The sequence below is a fragment of the Streptomyces sp. NPDC008092 genome (genome assembly GCF_042957285.1).
Lineage (GTDB): Bacteria > Actinomycetota > Actinomycetes > Streptomycetales > Streptomycetaceae > Streptomyces.
The window spans coordinates 23,484-50,053 of sequence record NZ_JBIBHY010000016.1 but is presented as its reverse complement, the minus strand read 5'-3'; the positions used below and the strand labels follow the sequence as shown (position 1 = coordinate 50,053).

3 protein-coding genes are annotated in these 26,570 nt (G+C 72.4%); all 3 read right to left on the bottom strand.

Annotated features, from left to right (window positions below; all coding sequences use genetic code 11):
* Positions 1–85: 85 nt before the first annotated feature.
* A complete protein-coding gene (locus ACFZB3_RS39800) occupies positions 86–24,340 on the bottom strand; it encodes a lonely Cys domain-containing protein (RefSeq protein ID WP_391385673.1) in 24,255 nt (8,084 codons plus the stop codon).
* Between the two features lie 14 nt (positions 24,341–24,354).
* Positions 24,355–24,828, bottom strand: a complete 474-nt coding sequence (locus ACFZB3_RS39795) for a WXG100 family type VII secretion target (protein WP_391385671.1) — start codon at positions 24,826–24,828, stop codon at positions 24,355–24,357.
* 14 nt (positions 24,829–24,842) lie between these two features.
* Positions 24,843–26,570 (bottom strand): WXG100 family type VII secretion target (locus tag ACFZB3_RS39790; protein ID WP_391385669.1); only part of this gene is annotated, 1,728 nt, incomplete at its 5' end.

Here is a 26,570-nt window from a genome sequence, read left to right as displayed (position 1 = left end):
TGTTCTCTCGGGGCGGGTTCCGCTCAGGGATTCCGCTCAGGGATTCCATGGGGAGTTACGGATCCGAGGTCCGAACGGGTCTGTGTCAATTCCTCGCCGGGCAGATGTCGACGGGTGTCCGCAGGGAGCCGACGGTGAGCAGGGCTCGGTGACGGAACCCGTTGGCCACCACACGGGTCAGTGCCATGCCCGCCGCCGAGTGGTTCAGGTCGTCCAGGCTCACGTGCAGTTCGACCTGGCCGACCTCCAGGTCCTGCACCGACAGCTCCGCCTCGATGTGGTCGGTCAGCCTGGTGCCCAGCTCATGGGCGTACGTTTCGCCCGGTGCCGGGTCCGCGGTGGCGAGCGCGGCGGACAGTGCCTGGAGTTCCGTCGTGGACACCACGTCCTCCACGCGGAACTCCCGCTTTTCGAGCAGTGGTTCGAGGGACAGCCGACGCTCGGGAGCGACCGGTGTCGCGTCGGGGACGGTGTTGTACGGCCGGTAGCCGGGGTTGGGGATCCATTCGCCGAGGCTGTTCGACTCGCCGGCGTGGGTGGCGGGGACGATCGGCCAGCCGCCCCTGACAAAGCGGGAGGCGACGCCCCCCGCGAAGAGGACCTCGTCCCCGTCGGTCGTCGCCGGGAGGATCCCGTAGGCGCCCAGCGTCGCGGTGAGGTCGATGCCGCCCGGCGTGTCGACCTCCCAGACGTGGCCCCCGGCAAGCCGTCGTGCCGCCGCTCCGGGCGAGGTGTCGGCGCTCACGAATCCATGGCCGGGGCCGCCCACATGGGCGTAGGCGTCAAGGTCCAGGCCCGTGCCACCGGGCACCAGCCCTTCGGTGAGGACAGTTTCACGGCTGCCGGTGTCCGCGACGAAGACCGGCCCCGCCGGGTAGGGGATCGGCGGCGGGATGATGTCGGCCGCGTCGGTGGGAATCGCGGCGTTCGGCAGCGGCCCCTCGGCGAACTCCATGACGGCGGGGGCGGGCCGCACGGCCTGCACGGCCGCGGGCGGCCGCACCGACTCGGGGGTGGTGCGGTGTCTGTCGGCCGTCGTCACGACGCCGGGAGCGGGTGCCGGCGGCGTGGCGGACGCGGCCGGGGCGGAGGCTTTCAGAGCGGGCGGGTCGGTGCGGATCCATTCGGCCCCGGAAGCGGACCCCTGGGGCTGCGGGGCCACGACGACGAAGTACTGGTCGCTCGCGGTGTGGTGGTGGAGGCCGAGGTCCACCGCGGGGGTGTACACGCTCCTGGCGGTCGCCCCGCGGCTCGACAGGGCGTGCGCCAGGGCCCGGCCGCGGCCGGTGTGCGGCACGATCGGCACGATCGCCTCGCGCAGCGGGCGGCCGCTCAGCACGGGGTCGTTGGTGAGCAGTTCGGCGATCTCCTCGGCAGGCACGGGGCGCCGGGAGCCGTCGGGCCACGGCAGGTCGACGTGGTCGGCACCGCCCACGGCCAGCACGAAGTAGGCGGGGGGCCGCCGGCCCGGGAGCGCTCCGGCGGCGCGCCACGGCGCGTGACGCAGCTGGGCGTTGGACCCGTCGGTGCCGTGGGACGAGGCGAGGTACTTGTCCGGGACCAGGTCGGTCAGCGGTGTACCGGTCCAGTTGCGGCCCAGGATGTCGCCGTTCGCCGCTTCGAGCAGGGTGTCCGGGGACAGGGCGCCGTTGCGTTCCAGGTGGTGGGCGGCGAGCGCGGTCGGGTTGTGGACGTCACGGCCGGCCGCGGCCGCCCCGGCCGTCGTCCAGAAGAGTTCCTCGCGCCGTGCGTCGTCGACCGGTTCGGAGGCGTTCAGGTGCAGGACCCTGACCGCCAGGGCATCCACGTCGGCGGCGGCCTCCAGACTCTCGACGGCCTTCACCGTCGCCCACAGCAGCCGCTGCCGGTCGACCGCCGTCACGGGATCCGCCTCCAGGCCGAGGACCTGGCGGGCCCGCTCGTCCTGATCGCCGTCGGTGATCAGGACGAGGGCCTTGTCCACCGGGGGGAGCGGGGCGAAGTCGCGCAGCGCCAGCCCGGCGGGCCGGGCCTCCGCCGCCGCCAGCACCGCGCGGACGTCCGCCGGTGCCAGGGCCGGGCCCGTGGGCCGTCCGAGGTACGACCGGGCGGCGCGCTCCAGCAGGTCCATGGTGAACGGGCCGGTGTCCCGCAGCCCCGGGTCGTTCCGGCGCATCGACTCCAGTGCGCCGATACCGCGCAGCAGCCGCCGGTACTCCCCGTGGGCGTCGTCCTTGTCGCCCTCGACCACGGCTCCGAACACCTGCCGAAGCGCCCGCACCAGCCGCAGCGCCGCAACCCTCGTCTCCTCGGGAGCAGGTCCCTCGTCCGCGTGCAGGCCCGCCGTGCGGGCCAGGTCGTCCAGCGCCGCCCCCGCCGGCTCCGGCCACAGCTCCAGCCACCGGTGCCGCTCGGCGTCGGCGGTCATGGCGATCCCGTGCCGCCGCACCTCCCCGCTGCGCGTGGAGTAGTAGACCCGGTCCACCGCGAACACCGTGCGGTCGGCATGGTTGGCCACCTGCTGGGCCTCGGAGACGGTCGCCAGCGGATCGGCGACGAACGGGGCGCGGCTGGCGATGTTGACGCGAGGGAGACCGTCCGTGGCCGCGCCGACCCAGCACGACATGAGCACCACGACTCCCTCGGCGGCAAGCTGCTGCAGACTCGGACGCCGCTGGAGGTACCCGCCGACCTGGTCGCCGCGGGCCGCCTCGTGGGTCCCGTCCATCGTCACGAGGGCGAACGCGCCCGGCGTGCCGTGCAGACCGAAGTAGTACGCCGGCCGGCCGGCCCAGGGCACGTTCTCCGGGTCGCCGTACCGCTCGTCGCGGACGGGATCCATGTGCAGGTACTCGTTCACCGTCGGCAGCGCGTCGTAGTACTGCTCACGGTCGGTCTGGTCCTGCATGTTCAGGACGGCGCGACCGTACGGGCGTCCGTCGGCGGCGAGGGTGTGGCTCATGATCTCGTCGTCGGGGACCAGTGTCCCGTCGATCGTGCGCACGAAGCGCTCCCGCGCGCCGGAGGCGGGGGTCGTGAGCCCCGGCTGGTCCGGCTCGCTCGCGAACCAGCTGCCCAGCGGCTCCCCCAGGGACTGGCGGTCGACGACCTCGATGTGCGTCCGCTGCGTCGACGGGTTCTCGTACAGCTTCACCTCGCCGCTGTGCGACCACACGGTCCTGCCGAGCCTGGCGGCCGTGGTCCGCGGCAGACGCGGACTTCCGGCCCCCGCGTACGGGACGGCGAGGACGACGGGCAGCCGGCCGTCGAGCGCGGCCAGGTCCTCGTCCATCGCCAGCAGCTCCGCGAACTCCGCCTGCGGCACCCGCGGCCCCGAACCGTCCGACAGCCGCACCACGACATGGTCGTGGCCGCCCTCGGCGGCGACCACATAGGGGCGGTTGTCACCGGCCCCCTGCTGCACCCACAACGCCGCGGGGGTGTGCACTGTGCTCGGGCTCGCCCAGTGGTACGACGCCGTGTCCAGGTCCTGGACCGTCTCCTCCGTCCAGTTGCGGCCGAGGGCCCGGCCGTCGGGAGCGGTGATCCGGGTCGCGTCGGACAGTGCCCCGCGCCGCCAGAGGTCGTACGCGCCCAGCTCCGCCAGGGTCGTCGCCCGGTCGGCCGCGACCGCCTCGTCGACCAGTGCGTACAGTGCGCGGCGATGGGTGTCCCGTACCGGCTCCTGCGGATCCAGGTGCAGGAGCCGGCGGGCGAGCGGATCCGGGTCGAAGGCGCCCTCGGCCAGGCCGGGTTCGGGATCGGCCAGCCGCAGGGTGTTCAGCCGTTCGACGGCCGGCGAGCGGGGCGCCAGGTCGATCTCGATGTCGGCCCGCCGCCGCAGCACCCGCAGGCCGGTACCCTCGGACGGGCCGGCGTCGGCAAGGTCCCGCCCCGTGCTGAGGCTGTTGATCCTGAAGGCGTCCGCGCCGACGCGGCCGGTGGTGGGTGGATCGTTCTCCTGGAGCAGGTGCAGGGCGTTGCCGATCTCGGTGCGGAGGACGCCGGCGACGGCGTCCGCACGCTCCTGGCCCGTGCGGTCGGCGCCCCGGTCGCCGCCGGCCGCCTTGAGCCACGAGCCGTTGCCGTGCCCGGTGACGGTGATCCAGGGGGCCGCGAAGCCCTGCCGAATGTCACGCAGACCCGCCTGCGCAACCTTGCGGGCGAGAGCGGCCAGGTCGCGGTACTGAACCGGGTCGATGTCCTTGGAGCCCTCCTGGAAGGTGACCTTCCCGGTGGTCCAGGACCCGGAGGGCGCCGTCTCCTCGGCGGTGGCCGGGCCGGAGGGCACCCCGGTGCCGACGGCGGACGCCGGCTCACCGAGCGGGGCGGCGGACGTCAGCGCTGCGGGTGTCCCGATCGCCGGCATCGCGTCGGCGACCGCCACCGGGGGTGTCGCCGTGCCGGGTGGGACCAGGACCGTGGGGTCGGTGCGGTCCCAGCCGCTCGTGGAGCTCGCCCCCTGGGCGGGCTCCGCCACGACGACGTAGTGGTCGCCGTCCGTGGAGTCGTGGAACAGATGAGCGTCCAGCGCGGGCATGAAGACGGTCCGGGCGGTCGCCGCCCGATCGGAGAGGGCCGTCATCAGGGGGCGGCTGCTCCCGGTGTTCCGCACGACCGGCACGATGGGCTCGGCCGGCGGACGAGAACTCAACTCCTCGTCCTCGGCGAGAAGTTCGGCGATCTCGTCCGGGGGCACACGGCGGCGGGAACCGTCGGGCCAGGGCATGTCGATGTGGTCGGGACCGCCGTCGGCCAGCAGGAAGAAGGCAGCCTTCTTCCGAGCCGTGCCGGTTCCGGGGACGTCCCACGGCACCGGGCGGATCACGACGCCGGCCGCGCCGGCGGCCGGGTCCATGGCGATGTACTTGTCCTTGACCAGCGGGTCGGTCAGCGGCGTACCGGTCCAGTTGCGGCCCAGCGCCTTGCCGCTCGGCGAGAGGAGCAGCGTGTCCTTGGACAGGGCACCGTTGCGGACGAGGTGGTGGGCGGCGAGTGCCGTCGGCCGGTGGACGTCACGGCCCGCCGCGGCCGCCCCGGCCGCCGTCCAGAGGAGTTCCTCGCGCACTGCGTCGTCCACGGGAGCGGAGGCGTCCAGATGCAGGACCTTGGCCGCGAGCGCATCCACGTCGGCGGCGGCCTCCAGCCCCTCGACGGCCTTGACCGTCGCCCACAGCAGCCGCTGCCGGTGCCGGTCCGTGACCGGGTCGGACCCCAGTTCCAGGACCTCGGCGGCCCGTCGGTCGGGATCGCTCTTCGCCAGCGCTGCGAGAGCCCTGTCCACCGAGGTGAGCGGGGCGAAGTCCCGCAGCGCCGCCCCGACGGGCCGGTTCTCCACCGCCTCCAGCACCGTGAGGACGTCGATCGGATCCAGGGCCGAGCCCGTGGACCGGCCGAGATGCGACCGGGTGATCCGGTCCAGCAGATCCAGGGTGAACGGTCCCGTGTCCCGCAGCCCCGGGTCGTTGCGCCGCATCGACTCCAGTGCGCCGACCGCGCGCAGCATCCGCCGGTAATCCCCTTGGGCATCGTCCTTGTCGTCCTCGACGAACGCGCCGAACACCTGCCGCAGGGCCCGCACCAGCCGCAGGGTCGCAGCCCTGGTCTCCTCCGGAGCGGGGGCCTCGTCCGTGTGCAGGCCCGCCGTGCGGGCCAGGTCGTCCAGCGCCGCCCCCGCCGGCTCCGGCCGCAGCTCCAGCCACCGGTGCCGCTCACCTTCGGCGGTCGTGGCGACACCCTGGAGCTTCACCGGGTAGTCGTGCGTGAGGTAGTGGACCCGGTCGACCGCGAACACCGTGCGGCCGGTGTGGTTGGCCACCTGCTGGGCCTCGGAGACGGTCGCCAGCGGATCGGCGACGAACGGGGCACGGCCGGCGGTGTGCACGCGGGAGCGGCCGTCCGTGGCCGCGCCGACCCAGCACGACATGAGCACCAGGACACCGCCGTCGGGCAGCCGCCGCAGGCTCGGGCGCCGCTGGAGGTACCCGCCGACCTGGTCGCCGCGGGCGGCCTTACCGGTCCCGTCCGCCCTCGCGATCCGGAACTCGCCGGGCCGCCCGTGCAGGTAGAAGAAATACGCCTCCCGGCCGGTCCAGGGCACGTCCTCCCGGTCCCCGAAGAAGTTCTGGGTGACGGGATCCATGTGTACGTACTCGTTCACCGACGGCAGGGAGTCCAGGTACCCCTCCCGTCCGATGAAGTCGGCCTTGCCGAAAATGGCCCGGCCGTACGGGCGCCCGTCCGCGGCGAGGGTGTAGCTCTCGATCTCGTCGTCCTGGACGAGCGTTCCGTCGATCGTGCGCAGGAAGCGCTCCGCGACCCCGGGTGCCAGGTTGTCGAGCGCCAGATCGTCCGGACCGCTGGCGAACCAGTTGCCCAGTGGCTGCTTCGCCGCCGTGCGGTCGACCACCGCGATCCGGGCCCGGTGCGTGAAGGTGTCCTGGTGCAGGGCCACCTCGCCGCTGTGCGACCACACGGTCCTGCCGGTCCGGGCGGCGGCGGTGCGCGGCAGGCGCGGGCTTCGGGCACCGGCGTGCGGGACGACGAGGACGACGGGGAGCCGGTCGTCGAGTGCGGCCAGGTCCTGGTCCATGGCCAGCAGCTCGCTGAACTCCGCCGTCGGTACCCGCGGCAGGGACCCGTCCGCCAGCCGCACCACGACATGGTCGTGACCGCCCTCGGCCGCGACGACGTAGGGCCGGTTGTCACCGGACCCGGGCTGCTCCCACAGCGCCGTCGAGCTCTTCACGACGCTGCCGCCGCGCACCCCGAGGTAGGACTTCGTGACCAGGTCGGTGATCGGGCCGCCCGTCCAGGTGCGGCCCAGGGCCCTGCCGTCCGCCGCGGTGATCCGGGTCGCGTCGGACAGCGCCCCGTGCCGCCACAGGTGGTACGCGCCGAGCGCGGCCAGGCTCGTCGCGCGGCCGGCCGCGATCGCCTCGTCCACCAGTGCGTACAGCTGGTGGCGGTGGGGGCCCCGTACCGGCTCCTGCGGATCCAGGTGCAGGATCCGGCGGGCGAACGGCTCCGGGTCGAAGGGGCCTTCACGCAGCGCGGGATCGGGGTCGTCCTGTCGCAGGGTGTCCAGGAGCTCGACGGCGGCCGAGCGGGGCGCCAGGTCGATCTCGATGTCCGCCCGCCGCCGCAGGACCCGAAGGCCGGCGCCGTCGGAGGAGCCGTCGGCGGCGGTCCTCCGGCCCTCGCTGAGGCTGGTGATCCTGAACGCCCCGGAGCCGACACGGCCGGCGGGCGGATCGTTCTGCTGGAGCAGGTACAGGGCGTTCCATATCTCGTTCCGGAGCACCTCGGCGACGGCGTCGGCGCGTCCTTGGCCCCTGCTCACGGCACCCCAGTCGGGGCTCCCCGGCGTGAGCCACGAGCCGTTGCCGTGCCCGGTGACGGTGATCCAGGGCGCCTCCAGTCCCGCCCGTATGTCGCGCAGCCCGGTCCTGACCACCTTGCGGACCAGATGGGTGAGGTAGCCGCGCTGGAGGGCGTCGACGGCCTCGGAGCCCTCCTTGAAGGTGACCTTGCCGGTGGTCCACGGCTCCGCAGACGCGGATCCCCCGGTGACGTCCGCATCGACGGCGCCCCGGCCGCCGGCGAAGGTGGCGGCAGCGCTCGCGTCCGACTGCGCCGGGGTCGACAGGGTGCTCCTGCCCGGGCTGGTCAGGGGGCCGGCGGGCATGCCGGGGATCGGTTCGGGACGGGTGCCGAGGTCCGGGGAACCGGTGGCGTCGACAGTCTCCTCGGGGAGGATCCCGACCGCGGGCGCCGCTGCCTCCTCGTCCGGCACGGTGGTCTTCGCGGCCGGTGCCCGGTTGCCGGGGACGTCGGCCGCCCGGACGATTTCGAAACGCAGCTGGAAGTTGCCGTTGCCGTCCCGGAACAGGGCTCCACCGGTGATGAGGTGAGCGTCGTCGCCCGAGTAGCCCTTGAGCTCGTTGAAGGTCTTGACGATGTTGTTGGTCGACTTGCCGTTCACGGTCTTGAGGACCTGCTCGTAGGCCTCGTCACCCGCGGTGAACTGCCTGGTGCTCGTCTCGGCGTCGAGCAGCCCGCCCAGCGCCTTCTTGGCCGCCGGACCGGAGATGTTCTGCCGGTAGATGCGGTCCGGCAGCCGCTCGGGCAGGTCTGCGGCCGGCTTCGGCCGCTCCAGGTCCTTGCCGACCGCGACGGCGAGTTTCTTCGTGGACAGTTTCTCCCCGTCGAGCAGCATGTGCGCGGTCGACCACTGGTGGATGAACGCGTCGGCGGCGGTGAACCCTTCACCGGGCGCACGGTAGTTCTCACCCATCACCGCGAGAGTCGTGCCGTCGTCCGTGCGGCCGTAGGAGTTCATGAACTTGGCGCCCGACAGCGGGGCGTTGGCCTCGCCGTTCTCCTCCGTCGGGGTGTAGCCGACCGTCACGTCCTCGATCTGCACGAACCGGGGCGGAATGTCGACGCCCGCCGCGGTGAGCGCCGTGGACCGCTTCGCGTACACGGCCTCGCGACTGCCCGGTGTCTCGGCCGCGCCGTCCTTGAGCGCGGCGACGTACAGGGCCAGCCGTTCCGGTGCGGGCAGGAGCGTCCGGCGCGGTCCGGACGGCTGCGGCGCGGGGGCGGGAGCCGGGGTGCCGGCCGTGTCCTCGGCCACCGGGGCCGGCCGCGGCTCGGGTTCCGGTGCCTGCTCGGCCCGCACGGGCGGGGACGGCAGGGTCACGGGGGCCGCGGGAGCATCGAGGGTCTGTCCGGGAGCCGTACGTGCCGCGGCGGCCGCGGCACGCCGAGCCGCCGCCTGCTGCCTCTTCGCCTGGCGCTGCGCCAGCTTCTGCTCCGCCGGCGCCGACCGCTCGTGCTCGGCCGGCGGCGCCGTGACGGGCTTCGCGGCCTTGGCGGAGTCGGGGAGCAGGCGCCCGATGTCGCGCAGTGCCGACCACTGGGACTCGGTGAAGTGGTCCTGCCGGGCCCTGCGCAGCTGGCCCAGCGCCTGGAAGAACCTCGCGGGCTTCTGTTCCGACCACTTCGGCGGCGCCGGAAGCGTCCCCTCCAGCAGACCGGTCATGGTCTCGCTCAGCGGACGTTCCTCGGCGAGCCGGTCGGCCAGGGCGAGGATGTCCGTGGCGTCGCGGAGCCGTTTCTCCACCACCCACTCCGCGCCGTCGGGATCGGACGGATTCGCCTTGCGCCCCTCGAAGGCCACGATCTTGTCGGCGAAGAGCCGGGCGGTTTCCACCACGCTCAGGTCGACGGTGTCCGGGCCGTCCACCACCTGGAGCGAACGCCTCGCGGAGGGCACCGGCGCGAGGGTGACACTGGCCTCGACATCGCCGAACTGCCCGCGCACCGTCGTCCCGGAGGACTGCTGACCGTCGACCAGAACGTCGTCCTGGATGTACCGCATGACAGCCGCGCGCTGCTCGGCCCCGACCCCTTCGGCCAGAGTGAGGCGCAGGTCCAGATCCTGGACCGAGCGCACCGGCCGGACGGCCGACACACCGCCGCCACCGCCCAGGCCGACCACCGCCTCCAGACCGAAGCGGTCGCGCAGAGCGGCAGTCACCAACTCCTCGAACAGCGCGGCCGTGCCCAGGCGGAACTGCGATTCGGGGTCGTCGTCCTGCCGGTAGCCACCCTCTTCCGGCAAGACCTCCCGCGCCTGTGCGGGCGTCGGCGTCGCGGGCTCGGGACGGGTCGGCGTCGCGGGCTCCGGTGCCGGGCGGGAGGTCTTCGCGGACAGCGACGAGGTACGCGCCGGGACCGGTGGCACCGGCGCCGGACGGGCCTCCACCGCGAGCTCGGGCGCCGGGCGGGAGGTCTTCGCCGACAATGACGAAGTACGCGTCGGCACGGGTGGCGCCGGCGCCGGACGGGTCGGCATCGGGGGTGCGGGGCGCGGCGGGGGTGCCAGCAGGCCCTGCCGCCAGTCTTCGAGGCCGTCCGCAAGCCTGCCGGTCGCCTTGTCGATCGGGAGCATGCCGAACAGGCCGTCCGGGACCTTGACCCGGACCGTTCCGTGCGGGCCCTTGACGACCGCCGTGACGTCGAACCGGTAGAGCCGGTAGTTCCGCTGCCCTTCCTTGTTGCGCTCGTCGGTGTCGCCTATGGCGGTGGTCCGCTTGCGGCCGTTCATCCAGTTCCTGATGGTGATCGGCAGCCGGTCGAACATCTTGTGGTCGCCCAGCGAACCGCCCATCTCGGGCCCGAGGGCGAACTGCCAGCCGCTCTCCTTCTCCACCTCGTGCTTGGGTTCCTCGTCGGTCTGCGTGTACGTCCGCTGCTTGATCAGGGTGCCCTCGGGCGGACCCAGGATCTCCGCGCCGTCCAGCTCCAGGCCGACGACCGCCGTCTCGTCGCCGACCGGGACCTCGTAGGTCCGGTTCAGCAGCTCCTTGATGTGGGGACGCAGCATGTTGCCGCTGGTGTAGTGCTGGTAGCGCAGCCCCGCCCGGGTGGTGAAGTCGAGGCCCGAGACATGCGGGGGCGCGTCGACGTCGAGAGCGGGCCGGGTGCGGTGGCGTACGGCGGTGACGGCGGCCCAGCGCCCGATGGCGGCGGCAGCGGGCACGGACCACGGGTGCAGGTTCTCCAGCAGCGCATCCGGCAGCTCGGGGACCTGGTCGGCCTTCTGCGCCGGGGCGGGCTCGGACAGCTCGGGAGCCGGAGCGGCCGGCTGTTCCGGCGCCGGCCTGGTGAGCGGCTCGGCCGACTGCGCCGGACTGCGCTTCCTGAGCGTGTTCGGCTTGGCACCTGGCGTCCAGCCGACCTCGGTCTCGCGGGCCCCGGTGAGGTCGATGGCACGGGGCCATGCCTCGACCGCGGCCGTGAGGTGCCGGGGCACGAGCAGGCGGACCTGGCCGCCCTCCACCAGCGGGGCGTTCCCCGGTGTGCCGTCTCCCGCGTCGTACCAGGTGAACACCCCCTTGTCGCGGCTCGGTCCGCCGGTGAACAGCCGGGTGATCCGGCCGACGCCGCGGGCGGGCAGCGTCAGCACCTCCGGCAGTTCGGTGGTGGTGCCCATCTCGACCCGGAAGGTGAGGTCGTGGTTGAACTCCTCCGAGGCGTCCTTGGGGTTGGCCCGGTAGATCTTGACCTTCTTCTCGGCCTCCTCGTCCGCCTCACCGCGGGACGTGGAGTATTCGGCTCCGCCTTCCAGTCCGCCGTGCAACGACCCGGCCCCGATCCGGCCGCGCAGGTCCAGGCCGCCGCTGAACTCCGAACCGGATGCCTCGCTCTTCGACTCCTCGTCCACCGACTCGCCCCGCAGGGTGAGCTTGATGTCGTCACGAGGCCGCTGCCCGGCGGCCGCGCCGAGCCTGGTGGCGGTGACCTTCACCCACAGGTAGCGCGTGCTGCCGAGGGGACCCGGCACCGGGAACCAGCGGCTCACCCCCTGGTTGGTGGTCAGGGCGTACCACTCGCTGCGCAGCGCGTCCGAGGAGAACGACGAACTCAGTGACCGCATCAGCAGGTTCGGCCGCGGACCGACGCCCTCGGCGCGCTCCGTGGTCACGACACCGCGCCCGCGGAGCCGGTCGGTGATGGCGTCCAGGACCCCGTCGGCCCGCATCACTTCCGGGTGCCCGATACCGGAGACCAGGTCCTGGTGCAGGTACCCGCGGGTCCTGGGCGGCGGCGCTGCGGACTGCTGCCGGGCGGCCGGCGACAGCCGGGCGGGGTCCGGTACGGACACGGTGGCGGCCGCGGCCGTACCGGGGTCGGTGGCGTGCTCCGCGGCGTCGGGCGGCGTGACGACGATCGTCGGGAGGGGGGCCGGGGCCGCGGCCGTGGTGGCGTCGGCCGACAGGGCCGGGTCGACGGCCGACTCCTCGCCCTCGGGAGAGGTGATGACGATCGCAGGAACGGCGGCAGGGGCTGCCGCCTCGGTCGCGCCGGCCGTCGGAGCCCCGGCCCGGCCGGTCGCCGCGGTCCTGGACGCGTCGGCGGCCGGGACGCCCGCGGGCATGATGTCGGAGAGCCGTCGCTCGGGGGTGAGTAGGTCGAGGGCCTCGTCCGCGGTGAGGAACTCTGTCGTCTCGGTGAGTTCCTTGCCGCGCCAGCGGACGTACGTGACCTCGAAGACCGGCGTCGCACGGACCGTGTGGACGTCACCGCTGTACGTCGCCCGGGTGATGTCGATCCGTCCGGCCGTCCTGCCGGAGCCGTCGCCCCACTTCTTGGCGGCCTCGCCGTACCCCAGGACGGTCAGCCGGCCGCCGAGGCCGCCGTGGTGGCCCCCCTCGTCGGCGTCGGCGCCGAACCGGAACTGCGGTCCGACCGAGCCGGCCAGGCCGAGGGCCCACTCGCCCTCCTTCTCGGCCGCGTGGCTCGCCGCGGCCTGGGCGTAGTGCTCGACCTCGACGTCCGGGCTGCGCCCCAGATCACTCGGGGCATGGGTGTGCAGCCGTACCCGGAACGCCTGCTTGTGCCTGCCGTCCTTCGGAAGCTCCGACTGGTGCCCGAGGGCGCCGGTCATGGCGCCGAACCGGGCGGTGAGGATCCCGGGGTGGGCGAGGTCCCGGATCTCCTCCGGCCACTCGGCCGGGTTGTGCAGCCAGCTGTCGGGCAGTCCGTGCTGCCTCGCGTACATGCGGGCGCCGAGCTGGGCGAGTTCCGGCATCAGGTGGAAGACCGGGTAGAGGCCGTGGGTGCCGCTGCCGAAGTCCAACGGCCGCTCGGTCGCCGGACGTTCGTCGGTGACCTCGGTCCGGCCCGCCGCCTGCGCCTGCTTCAGGGAGACGGGCTCGGCCGGTACGTGCTCGTGGGGGACGACGATGCGTGCGGTCGCGGGGTTGCTCCCGCTGAGGTACGACGGCTTTTTCGCTTCGGGTGTGACCGTCCACTGCAGGGTCATGCCGTAGCGGTGCTCGTCGACCTTCTTGGCCGTCTCCGTACGCCGGTACTCCTTGGCCAGTCCGGCGAACTTGTCGCTCTTGCCCCAGGAGCGGCTCAGCAGCCCGCGGAAGGCGCCCACGGCGAGCCGGAACGGCGGCGTCCTCAGGTGCAGGGAGCCGATGTTGAACTCGTGCTCCGGAATGGCCAGCCGGGCTCCGCCGCCGAACGCGAACCGGGCCTTGCTGCCCTTGCCGCGCTCCCCCGCGACCGTCGCGCCGTTGACGACACGGGCGTTGACCTTCATCGTGTACGTCTGGCCCAGCGGGTTGTCCTCGTTCACCGGGCCGGTGAGCGGGTTGGCTCCGGTGACCCGGTCTCCCCAGCTCATCTTCGCCGACACCTTGTAGCGGTGCCCGCCGACCTCGACGGTGCGGTGGATACCGAGCAGTGCCTGGTTCGGATCGGCCTCCAGGGCGGAGCGGCCGTAGAACATCGCGAGGTCCCGGTCGGCGTTGGCCCAGTCGCTCTTCGAGGCCTTCCTGGCTCCGACCGCCTTGACATGGTGCCGCTCGACGGCGTCGCGGAGGTCCTGCTGGAGGGTCTCGGAGCCGGGCAGGGCGATGGGCATGCCGAAGCCGAGGCCCCGGCGTGCGGCCAGCGGCAGCGGTTCGCGCGGATGCGGCGGCAGCAGGCCCGGACCGGACACGCCCATGCCGAAGCGGAACGGCGAGCGCACGGTCGGCAGTCTCCTGACCTGCCGGCGGGCGGGCAGCGCGAAGACCCGGTGGCGGCGGGCGTTCTCGCCGCCGTCCGCCGGGCGCAGGTCGGCGGTCCAGCCCGGACCGACCGTGCCCGCCACGAACTGGGCCGCCTCGCGCTTCGGCACGCTCTGCTCGGATTCGGTGGTGACGACGACCGGGGCGATGTTGTGGGTGGTGGACTCCATCGTCGCCGTCAGCCGCAGCCCGGTCCGGTATCGGCTCTGGTCGCCGAAGACGTTCAGCACCGTGTGGCTCATGTGGGCGGTGTCCAGGGAGTAACCGGCACCGCGGTCGCCGCTCACGGACGCGCCGACGGCGGGGGCGACGCCCTTCACCTCGACCGACTCGTGCTCCGGGGCCGCCTGCCCGAGGGTGGTCTCGGGGTCGGTGCCCGCCGCCGACGCGTCGGAGCCGCCGGCACCGATACCGGCCGTGTTGTAGCCGCCTCCGAGGCCGGCGACCGACGCCCCCTTGGTGGACGCCGTACGGCTGAAGCCGGCGCCGATGTCGTCACGTGTGGCGACGTTGGTGTCGCCCAGGTACTGGAGGCTGTCGACCGCGGCCTGGACGCGCAGATGCCCCTGGAACTTCTTGCCCAGCGGTCCGGAGACCTCGATGCTGTTGGAGACGTCCCCGCCGGCCCACCAGGCGAAGCGGTTGCGGGCGGTCGGCTCGCTGAGGAAGCCCTGGGACTTGTCCATCCCCAGCCCGGTCATGATCTTCTTCACGTGCGGGGCGGGCAGGCCGGCGGCGAGGAGACTGCGGTGCAGTCCCGCGATGGCGGGCGTGAGGTTGACCGCGTTGAGCAACTCCCTGGCCTGGGACGGCCCGGTCCTGCGGGGCTTGACGGGGCGTGGCCGCTCGGGGGCGTCGAGATCCGGCTGGTGCTGGCCCTTCTCGGAGTACGGGGCGGGGAGGTCGACGTGCACACGGTCGGGCACGGTGACCAGGCGACCCGCCCGGGTGACCTCCTCGCCGCCGACGAAGACGTGCATCTCCAGTCCGGCCGTGAACCGGTTGAACTTGTTGATGAAGGGCTTGCGGCCGGACAGGATCGTCTGCCCCCAGGAGTTGCCCTTCTCCTTCGACGAGCCGACGAGGACCTGCGGGACGGCGAGGGCGGCGATCGAGGCGGCGACACTCGTGCCCAGGTTGAGGGCGGTGAACAGGACGGAGTCGGCGCCCTGGACCGTCTCGCGGCTCGTCTCACCGCCGGTCTGGGTCACCGCGAAGCCGACCGGGTACTCGCTGACGTCGCCCGTCTTCGGAGGCACCGGGGTCAGGGCCCGCAGCATCGGGCGGAGCCACACCAGCCGGCCCTCGACGACCAGCGTGCGGCCCACCGCGAGTACGTCGTCCCAGTGCTTGGGCTTCTCGGTGAGCAGCAGTCTGCCGATCTCCTCCCGGATACCCGCCCGCAGCGCGTCGTGCGGTCCGGGGCCGGGCAGGACGAGAGACTGGCTGACCCGGCCCGCCCAGAGCCGGGCCTGCTGCTCGGTGAACTCGATCTGTCTGACCGAGTCCGGTACGACGGCCTGGCCCAGTGCGTCGAAGGACAGGTACCAGGGCTCGCGCGCGTCGTCGGGCGGGGTGACGACGATCTCGGGAACGGGAGGCTTGGCCGGTGCCCCGGGCGGGGCCTGGCGCAGTGCCTGGAGCGGGGTCTGCGCCGGGTTCCCCGCCGTCCCCGTCTCGGTCCCGCCCGATGCCATGGCCGGGGTTCCGCCCTGCGGCTCACGCACCGGGTCCGAGGTGGCCGCCTTGGTGGCAGTCGGCTTCGTGGCACTCGGCTTGGTGCCGGAGGCGCCCGCGCCGGCCAGGCGGGCCGGGTCCAGCGTGATCCGGACCGCGGTGGCGCCCGTGGCCCCGGACGCGTCGGCCGGTACCAGATAGAGGTACGACGCGTCCGCCACGAGCGTGTGCCGTGCGGTGCCGGGCGGCGGGAAGCCGGCGCGTTCCAGCAGCTCCTCCCGGTCGTCCACCAGGCCGATCCAGCCGGTGTCCCCGAACAGCACGGCGCCGGAAGCGGGATGGACGAAGTCACCGCCGAACCGCACCCAGCCGTCCGGAGCCAGCAGGTCGCCCGAGGGCATCCTGACGTTGCCCATGTCGCTGACGTCGTACTCGATCGGCGCGGAGTTGTCCCTGCCCGGACGCTTGTAGGTGAACCACTGCTCCCTCGCCTTGCCCTTGCCGGCGCCCGTGGGTGAGGGCACCGCCGACGTGGGTACGTGGGTGAGGTCCACGACACGACGTGGCTGTTCGACGGCCACCGGGCTGCCGATCGGCCAGCCGTCCGGGTGCGTGTCCACGCCCTTGTCCGGCTGCCCGCCCTGCGTGACAGGCCGCTCCGCCGACACGGAGGCCGCGCCGGCCGCGGGCGTCCCGACCGCCTCGCCCTGATCCGACAGGCCGCGATGGGCGCTCGCGGCCCGGCCCGACGACGACCCGGTGTCCGGCATCCGATAGGGCTCCAGGCGGGTGGCGACCGACTGTTCGCCGAGCCACCATCCGCCGCTGTGCTCCTCGCCGAACCAGAACCGGTCGGCGCCTTCTCCTTCCGAGGCCCCCAGCGGCGGCCGCTCGCCCCGCGCCGGCCGCAGCAGACCCCGTACGGTCTCGGGCAGTTCGGCCACGAACTCCTCGTCCGCCCCGACCAGACGGCGCATCGTCACACCGCGCACCATGGCCCGCATGTCCTCGCGGGACGCGAGGAACCGCAACGCGGCCTCCCACACCAGCTGCGGCTGTGGATGCCGGGCGACGGCTTCGGCCGCGGCCGTCAGCCGCAGGTCCCCTTCGCGGTTGTAGAGGTCCCGCACGAGGCTCTGCACCAGGTTCTTCGTGAAGGCCAGGGTCTGCGTGCGTCCCATGGCCGACGGCGGCCTGGTGGCGGACTTCTTCCAGCTCCCGTCGGTCCCGATGCCGACGCCTTCGAGACGCGGCAACTGCCTCTGGTGCTCGACCCCGGCGGCCGCCGTCAGCGAATCGACCACCGCGGGCGGGAAGGTCCTCATCAGCACCGAGTTCCGGCGGGCCCGGCCCACCTCGGTCCGCCACCAGTAGTCGCGCAGCTCTCCGGCGGCCGAGTACATGTCGCGCTGGGTCCGGCCGTACTGCTGCCGCATGAGCTCGCGGATCTCGCCTACGACCGGATGCCCGGGCGGAACCAGTACCGCCGAGTTCGCGACGCTCTCGCCCTGACGGTGGACGGCGAACCCGGCCGGGTTGTCCGCGACCTTCCGGAAGTCCTCCAGGCTGGTGATGGTGTTGTCACCGTCGCTGTAGAGACCGCCGAAGCGGTCGGCGATCTCCCAGCGCACGACATCGCTGGCGGCGGCCCATCCCGGGCCCGTCTGCTTCGCCGTCTCGGTGGCGAACTCCGCCTGCAGGGCCATGGGCCGGGCGGCGTTGAACACCTCCCCGATGTTGACCAGGGCGATCCCCGCCTGCTGTGCCCAGGCCGCCATCCGCTGCACGGCCAGCAGCCGCGGGTCCTCCGACCAGCCGGTCAGGGCCAGGACCTCCGCCATGTCGGCGCGCGTCACGTCGGTGAACACCACGAACTGCGCCTGGCCCGCGAACTGCAGGGCCGCGCTGCCGAACCTCTCCCAGAACCCGGCCGACGCACCGGTGTCCGACAGCGGGTCGCCCTGCCAGACGGCGGACACCAGCAGCGGCACCCGGTGGTGGGTTCCCTGGTGGCTGTAGGACCCCTCGTCGATGTCCCACCCGGCCGGGTCCATGGCTCCGGGCTCCGGAGCCGGTTCCAGGATGTTCATCATGTACAGGTAGTGCGCGCCGAAGTCGGGACCGAGCCCGCTGTAGTCGTACGGTCGGCCGGTGGCCGGATCCCGCAGGAAGTCCGGGGGGGCCTGCGGGGCCAGCACGCCGAAGACGTCCACACCCAGCGTCCGGTCCGCGGCCACCTCCCTGACATCGGGGATGCGGGCCGACCCGACGAGGTCCTGGAGCAACTCGTCGGAGGAGGTGTAACCGGTTTCGTCGGCGGGCGCTCCGCCGGGTGCCATGCCGTGCCACATGCCCATGGCGTTGCGGGCGATCTTCTCTGCGGTCGAGTTCACGTCTTTCTTCCAGCGCGAATCCAGGACGGCGTACGCCTGCGCCACATCGGCGGTCTCCGCCGTGCCGTACGGCCACTTCGCCTTCTGCAACCTCTTGTTCACGGCGGCCGTGAGGGCGGAGAGTTCCGAGGCCGACAGCCCGTCCGCGGCCGCCTCCGACGGCCCCGGCTCCGTCGTGCTCCGGTACGTCTCCTCGAACGCCCCGACGTGCTCCTCACGGATACGGCGGATCTCCTGGCGGGCCCAACCGGCGACCGCCTCCGAGGTCACGGTCACGGGAGCGATCTGCACGTCGGACAGTGCGCCGGCCAGGTCCTGGTGCGCGAGATGTCGGACGCGGGCCGCCTCCCGCAACTCGTCCAGCGCCAAGGCGAGTTCCGTCGTGGCCGGGATGCGGGCGTCCGGCTGGGGGCCCGCCGCGTACGTGACGAAGTCGCCGACGAGTGCCGCCTGCCGCGTTCCGTGCCAGAAGGCCAGTTCCTCGGACCACTCGGAGTCCGCGCTCCGGGCCCGGGTCAGCTCGGCGGCCTCCTGGAGCACGCCGCCCATGGACTCGGCCCGGGTCTGGAGGCGCGCCGCCACGCGCCGGACAGCCGCATCCAGTTGGTTCACGGTCTCCGCGGCGGGCCGTCCCTGGCCGGTGGCGAGCCGCTCCGCGGTGTACTGCTCGCGCAGTTCGCGGAGCCGGCTGCCGTACCAGGCCTGCTGCTCCCGGGCCCACGTCGGGCGCCCGCGCGTGAGGTCGAGCCTGTCGGGGAGGGAGAGCGCCTGCCGGAACTGCTCGCGCGAGACCTCCTCGGCCCACCAGTCCCCGGACGCCTGCCGGTACTGCTGCCGGAACTGCTCCACCAGCTCCGGGGCGGTGTCCTCCTTGCCGCCGGTGATCGCCGCGGCCGTGGCCCGCCGGAAGTCCTCCCGGATCGACCGGGCCACGGGTGAGTTGCCGAAGTGCGTGTCCGCCGGACGCAGCCTCCCCGTCGACAGGGCGACCTCGCGGTCGAAGAGCCGGTCCGCCCGGGCCGTGGCCTGCGCCCGGCTGTACTCCTGCGCGAGCCTCGCGTCGAGTTCGGCGCGCAGCGTGTCGTGGTCGGCGTCCGGCTGTCGTGCCGCCTGCGTCCACCGGTCGGCGAACCATTCCCGGGCCTGCACCTGCTCCGTGTACGGGATGGTCTGCCGGAACGCCGGGTTGTCGGCGAGCCGCTGCTCGAACTCCTGGTACACCTGTGCCCGGAGTTCCAGCCCGGCACCGAGGTCGGCGAGCGCCCTGCCCGGGCCGTCCGCCGGCCGCGACACGCGCTGCGGCTGCGCACCGGCGGACTCCGTGCCCCGGGCGGACTCCGTGCCGGCCTGCCCGTGCGTTCGGCCGGATGCCCTGAACGGGGTCCGCTCGACCGTCAGCCGGGAGAGGTCGACCTTCCACTCGGGGGTCTGCCGCCACTGCCGGTACTCCGTGTCGAGTTTCGCGGCGTCGGCGTAGAGGGCCTGGATCTTCTCCTGTGCGGTGCGCACCGCCGTGCCGAGGTCGTCCGGCGTCCGTGCCCCCGTCAGCTCTTCCTTGAAGGAGTCCAGGACCTGCCGGCTCTCCTGTCGGAAGGTCTCGCGAGCGCTCCGGGAGCCGATGGCCGACGCATGCGTCTCGACCTGCTCGTGCACGCCGGACTCCGCCTCCAGTGAGGTGAACCTCTGCCGCAGCTGCGCCCGCCACGCCTCCTGCTCCGCGCGCCGGCGGGGCATCTCCACCTCGTGCACGAGGTCGCGCCACGCCTGACCGCGTGCCGTGCCGAAGACGTCGCCGGCCGCCCGCTCCGTGTCCAGCGCGGCCTCGACGTCGCGGCCCTTCGGGCCGTAGGTCTCCTGGTGGGCCTGGCCGGCATCGCTGCGGAAGTCGTCGGCCACCTTGCCCAGGTCGTATCCGTTCAGCGCGTAGCGCCCGGAGACGGTTCCGGCCGCCTCGTCGACCTTGCTGGTCAGCTCGTTGAACCGGCGGCCTCCTTCGGCAAGCGCCTCGTCGAAGGCGCCCTCGTAGGCCAGGCGGTCGCCGAGGGACCGGGTGTACGGGGCCAGGACCTCGTCGCCGAAGGCCGTTTCCCGCACGTTCAGTTCCTCGGCGGACCACTGGCCCTCCTCGGGCATACCGACACGTTCGCGGTAGGCATCGGTGAGCGTCCTGTGCATGTCGTCCTGGACCCGCTTGGCCTGTGAGCCGAGCTCGGTTCCCTTCCGGACGCCGGCTGCTGCGTGGAGCCGGTCGTCCGCCTGCGACAGCGCCTTCTCCAGGCCGGCGTGCAGGTCGTGCCGGGTGGCCAGCTGCTGCATCAGCCGAACGTGCGCTTCGCTCAGTTCGGCCGTGTACGTGGCCCAGTCCTCGGCGGACAGGTCCTCAGGCCTGCGGGAGCCGAGGATCCCGGTCATCTCCTCGTCGAGGGCCTTGCCGTGGTCGGCGAGGATCTTGCCGGCGACGTTCTCGGAGGCGACGTACCGATTGCCGCGCAGCTCATCGGCCTGCTCGCGCAGGGCGCGCTCGGCGGCCTTCGCGTCGAGCCGGGCCGCCCAGCGGCCCTCCAGTTCCTGCAGGGCCCGGTTGAACTGGTGGGCCGCGTCCGCGTACTCGGCTCCGGTGAGCTCGCGCGCCGTCCTGCCGTCGGAGAGTTCGCCGGTGGTCCGGGCGTACTCGTCGAGGAAGTCCTCGCGCACCGCGGCGATGTCGTCGGAGGTCCGGTCGAGGCCTCTGGCGTCGGCCATGGCGTCGAAGGTGCGCGTGGCGTCCTCGGCCAGCGTCAGCCGGGTGTCCAGGCCGCGTACCATGGCGTCGAACCGCGGCTGGGCCCCGCTGACCAGGTCCGTCATGAAGTCCCGGTGGACCGGGTTCCCGTCCGCTTCCAGCTGCTTGGTGATGTCACGCAGCTCGGCGGTGAACTCGTCCAGGAAGTCGGCCCGGAAGTTCGCCTCGTCCTTCGCCGAGAACGGCCGCCGGTCGAACAGCGCCTCGGATGCGAACAGCTTCTCGTCGGGGCGGTCCGGATGGGTCAGGGCGCGGTCGAAGGCTTCCGACGCCGCGTCGCGCAGCTGACGCACGGCGGCCTCCAGCGCGAACTCCTGGGGAAGTCCCTCGTAGAGGCTCTGCTTCGCGGCTTCGCCCTGCCGGGCGCTGATGTCACCCTGCCGGACCGCGTCCTCGATGCCCTCCAGCCGCGTTTCGAGCCGCTGCTTGACCTCTTCCCGCCACGATCGCGGCTGGCCGCTCCGGAACCTGCTCTCCTCGCGGATCATCCGGTCGGCCAACGAGCGTGCCGCCAGGCCGTGTTCCGCGTTCCCGAGATGGTCCTCCAGCTTGGCGGTCAGCGACTGTTCGAAGGCGTGGGTGCCGAGGTCGGCCTCTCCCGCCCGGTGCTGCTCGAAGCGGGCCTCGTGGTAGGCACTGGCCACGGTGGAGACGAGGTCCTCCGGGACGCCGAGCTTGCGGGCCCAGTCCTTCGGTCCGGAACTCTCGTCCGACGACCGCCGGATCGCCTCGACGAGCTCGGCGGCCGACGGACCCCGGTAGCTGTCGTCCAGCACCGACTCCAGTGCCTTGACGAGCTTGGCCTGCAGCGGGGAGTGCGACACGGCGCCGGTCTCGTGGTCGATCCCGGCCTGCAGTTCGTCGGCCCGCTTCTCCGGATGTTCCTTGAGATAGTTCTGGTGCTCCTCCACCGCCTTGCGATAGGAGTCGGCCATCCCCTCGGCGTAGCGGTCCGTGACGCCCTCGCCCCTGACGACGGCCTCGATGTCGGTGACCGCCTCGGACCTGACGGCGGGGAACTCGTGCGACAGATCGCTGCGGACGTCTTCGAAGGCGTTCCACAGGCGCTGGTTGTGCTGCAGCCGCTGCTCGGCCCGCTCCGCCTCCTCCGCAAGCCTGCCTTCGTACGTCTCGTTCTGCCGGCGCTGCGTCTCCTCGTACGCGGCGTTCTTCGCGTCCGACGCGTCGTGCCGGTAGTCGTACGCCACCTGCTCGTGCCCGGCCTGCTCCCGGGCCCCGTCCAGGGACCGCGCGTGCGCCGGACCGGCGTCGGTGCCGGTGGCGGCCGACTCGTGCTGCGCCGTCCGATCCGCCGGGACGTGGTCCCCGGCCTGTCCCTGCGCTGTCTCGTGCGCCGCCCCCGATGCGTCGGTCACGCCGGTCGCGTCGGCGGACTCCGCAGTGGCGGATCTGGACGTGTCGTCGACGGACCGTGACGTCACCTCGGCACGGCTCGCCTCGGTGATCCCGGCCCGGGTCTCCCCGGCCCGGACAGCCGCCTCGGCGCGCGGCGCACCGGCAGTCCTGCCGTCGGCCTCCTTGCGGACCGCTGCCGTGCTGCTGTCCTCAGCCCGCTGACGCTTCGCGGCCTCCCTGAAGTCGGCGACCCGCTGCCGTTCCGCCCGGGTGTCGGACCTGGTGGCCGACCGTGCTTCGTCCGCGCTCCGTTGGGCGCGTGACGTCTCGCCGGGCGCACCCGTCCGGGTCTGCCCGGCCCCATCGGCCTCGGACACGGCCCTGGCCGATGCTCCGTGGGCCGTTCCGTCGGCCCGGACGCTCCCGTCGGCCGCTTCCACGGGCGCGGTCCTGTCCTTCGCCGGCCCGGGGAACGCTGCCGAGTCGCCGCCGTCGCCCGACACGGACCTGGCGTCCGCCCTGCCAGCGGGCCGCACCTGCCGGCCGCCCAGACCGGCGGCCGACTTCAGCGGGTCGCGTCCCGCGTTCGGAACCGTGCGGGTTCCCTCGGCGGCACCGGAGGCGCGTTGCCCCTGGTCCGTTCCCGAACGTACGGCTGTGTCCCCGAGGTTGGCCCGGATGCCGGTCCCCTTCGGCGCGGCGCCGCCGTCCACCGTGCCGAGGGCGCCCCGCTCCCCCGCCACGGACTGGGGAGCCGTGGTCCCCGCCGACTCCGACGTGCTCGTACGGGCGCCGCCCCCGATCTGCCCGGCCGACGCCTCGCGCACCGGTCCGGCGGGGTGGACGATCTCCGGCTTACCCGACACGACGGACCGCACCGGAGACACCGTCTCCTCGGCCGCGGCGTTGCGGGCACCCGTGTCCGGTGTGGCGGCATGCTCGGCGCCGACGGCCCGCAGCGCGCTCTGCGCCTGCTTCACCCCGGCGTCGACCGCCTTCCCCACGCCAGGAGTCGCGTTGCCGCCCGTGTCCTGCACCCTGGCGCCGGAGGCGGCGTCGGTCGTCGGGCCCGGCGTCCGGGAAGTCGCCTCGTGCGAGGCGGCGGTGGACGGCTGGGCGTCCAGGTTCGTCCGCACCGCGGGCGCGGCGCCGGAGGCGCCCACCGCCTCCTGACCGCCGGTCGGGTGTCCTGCCGTCGAGGCGTCCACGGTCCGCTGCGCGGCCTGTGCCGTCCGGGCCACACCGCTGAGGCCGGAGCCGACGTCGTGCAGGACGCTCTGGCCGCCGGAACCGTCGGTCACGGCGCTCGTGACCGGGTTCGTGTTCGCGCCGGCCGTCTCGGTCCTCGGCGCGGACTGTACGGGCTGGGCGGCGCCGTCCGTGACCGTCTTCACCGCCGAGGAACTGCCGGGCGAGGTGCCGGTGTCCACCGGAGTCACCTTGTCCGGTACGGCCGTCCCGCCGCCGGAGCTCGGGCCGTCGGCGGCGCCGGTCGTCGTCACCTTGGCGGGTGTCGGCGCCGGTGCCGTGTCCGTGGAGGTACGCACCGTGGTGCCCGTGAGCGTCCGGGTCACGGCGGTGTTGACCTCGACGTCCGAGGACAGCGTCAGGTCGGACTTGGTGAGGCCCTTGGACGAGTCGGCGATCGTCCCGCTGACGGAGGAGACGGAGGTGACCGACGACGGCGGGGTCAGGCCGCTACCGGTACCGGTACCCGTCGACGAGTTGCCGACCGAGGTTCCCACGTCGGCGTTGCCGACGTTCACGTCCCCGACGTTCACGTCGGCCTTGGGGACGTTCAGCTTCTCCTTGGCCACGTTGACCAGGCCCTTGGCGGCGGAGGCCACGGCGATGCCGATCCCGCCCCACAGCACCAGGTCCGAGATGAAGCCGGGGATCTGCTCCAGGGAGGTGGGGACGGGGATGAGTTGCTGGGCGGTCGTCTGCAGACCGGCGGCGGCGTTGCCCGCCGCCACCGAGGCCGCGTTGACCCCCATGAACTCGATGCCGAACCGGGCGACGTTCCCGGTGACGCCGGCCATCGTCACCACCCAGTCGGGCAGGACCTCGCCGACCGCGCTGGCGGCAGTGTCGACGAACCCGCCGACGGCCTTCCCCACGTTCGCCAGGAAACCGGCGATCGTCCCGCCGGCCTCCGCGAGGACCGTGATCTCGGCGCCGAGGAGGCCGAGGAGTTCCGGTGCCACGAACAGGAGCGCGCTCAGAAAGACACCGACGAGACCGGCTATCAGCTCCGACAGCGCCTGCTTCGCGAGCGTCTCCTCCTGCTCGGTGCGGAGCATGGCGTAGTAGTTGATCATCTCGCCGGTGTCCCAGAACTCCTCGATGATCTCCATCACCGATTCGCGCTGGTCGGCGAATGCCTGAGTCATCCACATCTCGGCATCGCCCTGCCATGCCCCGAGGTTCAGGTCGAACTCGGCGCTGGTCATCCTGGCGGCCTGCTCGTCCAGGTAGTCACCGAAGTCGATGAGGGCGTTTCCGAGTTCGTAGACGGGATTGGGGTCCCAGTTCTTCACGGGCGAGAACGAGTCAGACATGGTGGGGGGCTACCTCAGAATCCGGTTTCGTTGACCGCGGTGGTGTGGTAGTTCGCGTTCTGCACGCCGCTCGGCTGATCCACCGTGTCGGTCGGCGCGCCGGAGCCGGACGACGAGCCGTTCTTGGCCAGCACGATTCCGTGGTGGAAATTCCAGAACATCGCCTTGACCGCGCCCTCGCAGTTGGCGTAATTCTGCGCGGCCTTGCCGATGCCTGCGGTCAGGATGTTGAGGACGCCCTTGGAGGGGTCCACCTGCGTTCCGTAGAGCTGCTCCGTCACCGTCGTCCAGCGTGTGTTGAAGTCGTCGGCGACGTCCGCCGCGTCTCCGGTCCAGGAAAGCCGCAGTTCGCTCAGGGAGTTCATGATGTCGGCGAGCGCGTCACTGATGTTCTGCCCGGCCGAGTTCACCTGGTCGCACGCGGCAGTGAGGGCGTTCGGATCCACCGAGAGCGTGACCGCGTTGTAGTTCTGGGGAATGTGCGACATTGACCGATGCCTCCTCAGGAGCCCTGCGAATTTGCGACGTTGGCGTTCTCGGCCGAGATGTAGTTCTCTCTGCTGGTCATCATGCGCTCAATCATGTCGGTGAGGAGATCCTGGAGGTCGTTCATGACTTTGGTGACCTGGGTCGAGATATCGCTGAACGAGTTGCCGGCGGGGCCCTTCCAGGCGTCTTCGACGAGGCGATACTGATCCTGGACGGTGTTGATGTTGTCCTCGATCACATCGGCCCGGTTCCGGACGAGGGTGATGCAGTCACCCAACTGACCTATGTCGACGGCCCAGGCCGCCGGGGTCATCACCGTCGAGCCGTCGGCGAGCAGGTAGGAACCGTCGCTCTGCGGGGTGGCGCCTTCGATTCCGTTGTCGGTGACGAGGTAGGTGGAGCCGTCGGACGCGGTGAAGATGCCGGTCTGGGTGTCGAGGGTGCCGGTGAGCACGGTGCCGTCCGCGAGGACGACGGTGGTCCCGTCGGAGGAGTAGAAGTCACCGCCCGACGTGTAGCCGTAGAGGGTCGTGCCGTCGGGCAGGGTCTTGGTCACCCCGTCCTTCAGGAAGCTGCCGTCCGGTGTGCTGATGCCGTGCTCGACCTCGCCGTCCGCCGAGACGTAGACGGTCCCGTCCTGGGAGATCCACCCGCCGTCCTGGGTGGCGCTGCCCAGCAGCGTCTGGCCGTCGACGGTCCGCGAGACGAGGAACTGCCCGTCCGCCGTGGTCTGTCCGTTCAGGACCGTGCCGTCGGGCTGGATCTCGACGGTGCCGTCCTCCGACACCCACGTGCCGTCGCTCAGGACACTTCCGTACACCTGCCGGCCGTCGACGGTCCGCACCTCGCCGTTCGGCAGGAACGTACCGTCCGGTGAGGTCAGCCCGTTCTCGACCTCGCCGTCCGCCGAGACGTAGACCGTGCCGTCCTGGGAGATCCACCCGCCGTCCTGAGTGGCGCTCCCCAGCAACGTCTGCCCGCCGACGGTCCGCGGGGTAAGCGAAGAAGTGTCCTCCGACGTCGACTCCTCGGACTCACCGGAGGCGGTCTCCTCCGCCGGGTCCGCCGAGTCCGCCGCACTCGTCCCGTCATCCGAGACGGTGGTCGTGCCGTCGTCCGAGACCGTCGCCGTACCGTCATCCGCGGCTGCCGTCGTCGTGCCGTCCGTACCCGACGTGCCGCCGTCCGCCACGAACGATCCGTCGGACGAGGTCTGCCCGTACTCGACCTCACCGTCCGACGAGACGTAGACGGTCCCGTCCTCGGAAATCCACCCACCGTCCTGGGTGTCCGAACCCCACAACGACTGACCATCAACAGTCCGCTCCGTCAGAAACTGCCCAGCCGACGAAATCTCCCCATGCTCCACCACACCATCAGCCGAGACCATGACCGTCCCGTCCTCCGACAGAAACGACCCATCATCCAACCGCGTCCCAAAAACCGACTGACCATCAACCTCCCGCACCTCACCATCCGCCAGAAACGAACCATCCGGCGCCGTCAAACCGTGCTCCACCACACCGTCCGACGAGACATAGACCGTCCCGTCCTGCGAAACCCACCCACCGTCCTGCGTATCCGAACCCCACAACGACTGACCATCAACAGTCCGCTCCGTCAGAAACTGCCCAGCCGACGAAGTCTCCCCATGCTCCACCACACCATCAGCCGAGACCATGACCGTCCCGTCCTCCGACAGAAACGACCCATCATCCAACCGCGTCCCAAAAACCGACTG

Coding starts and splice junctions, on each gene's coding strand:
- ACFZB3_RS39795 (WP_391385671.1), bottom strand. CDS start 24,828: ATGTCGCACATTCCCCAGAACTACAACGCGGTCACGCTCTCGGTGGAT.
- ACFZB3_RS39800 (WP_391385673.1), bottom strand. CDS start 24,340: ATGTCTGACTCGTTCTCGCCCGTGAAGAACTGGGACCCCAATCCCGTC.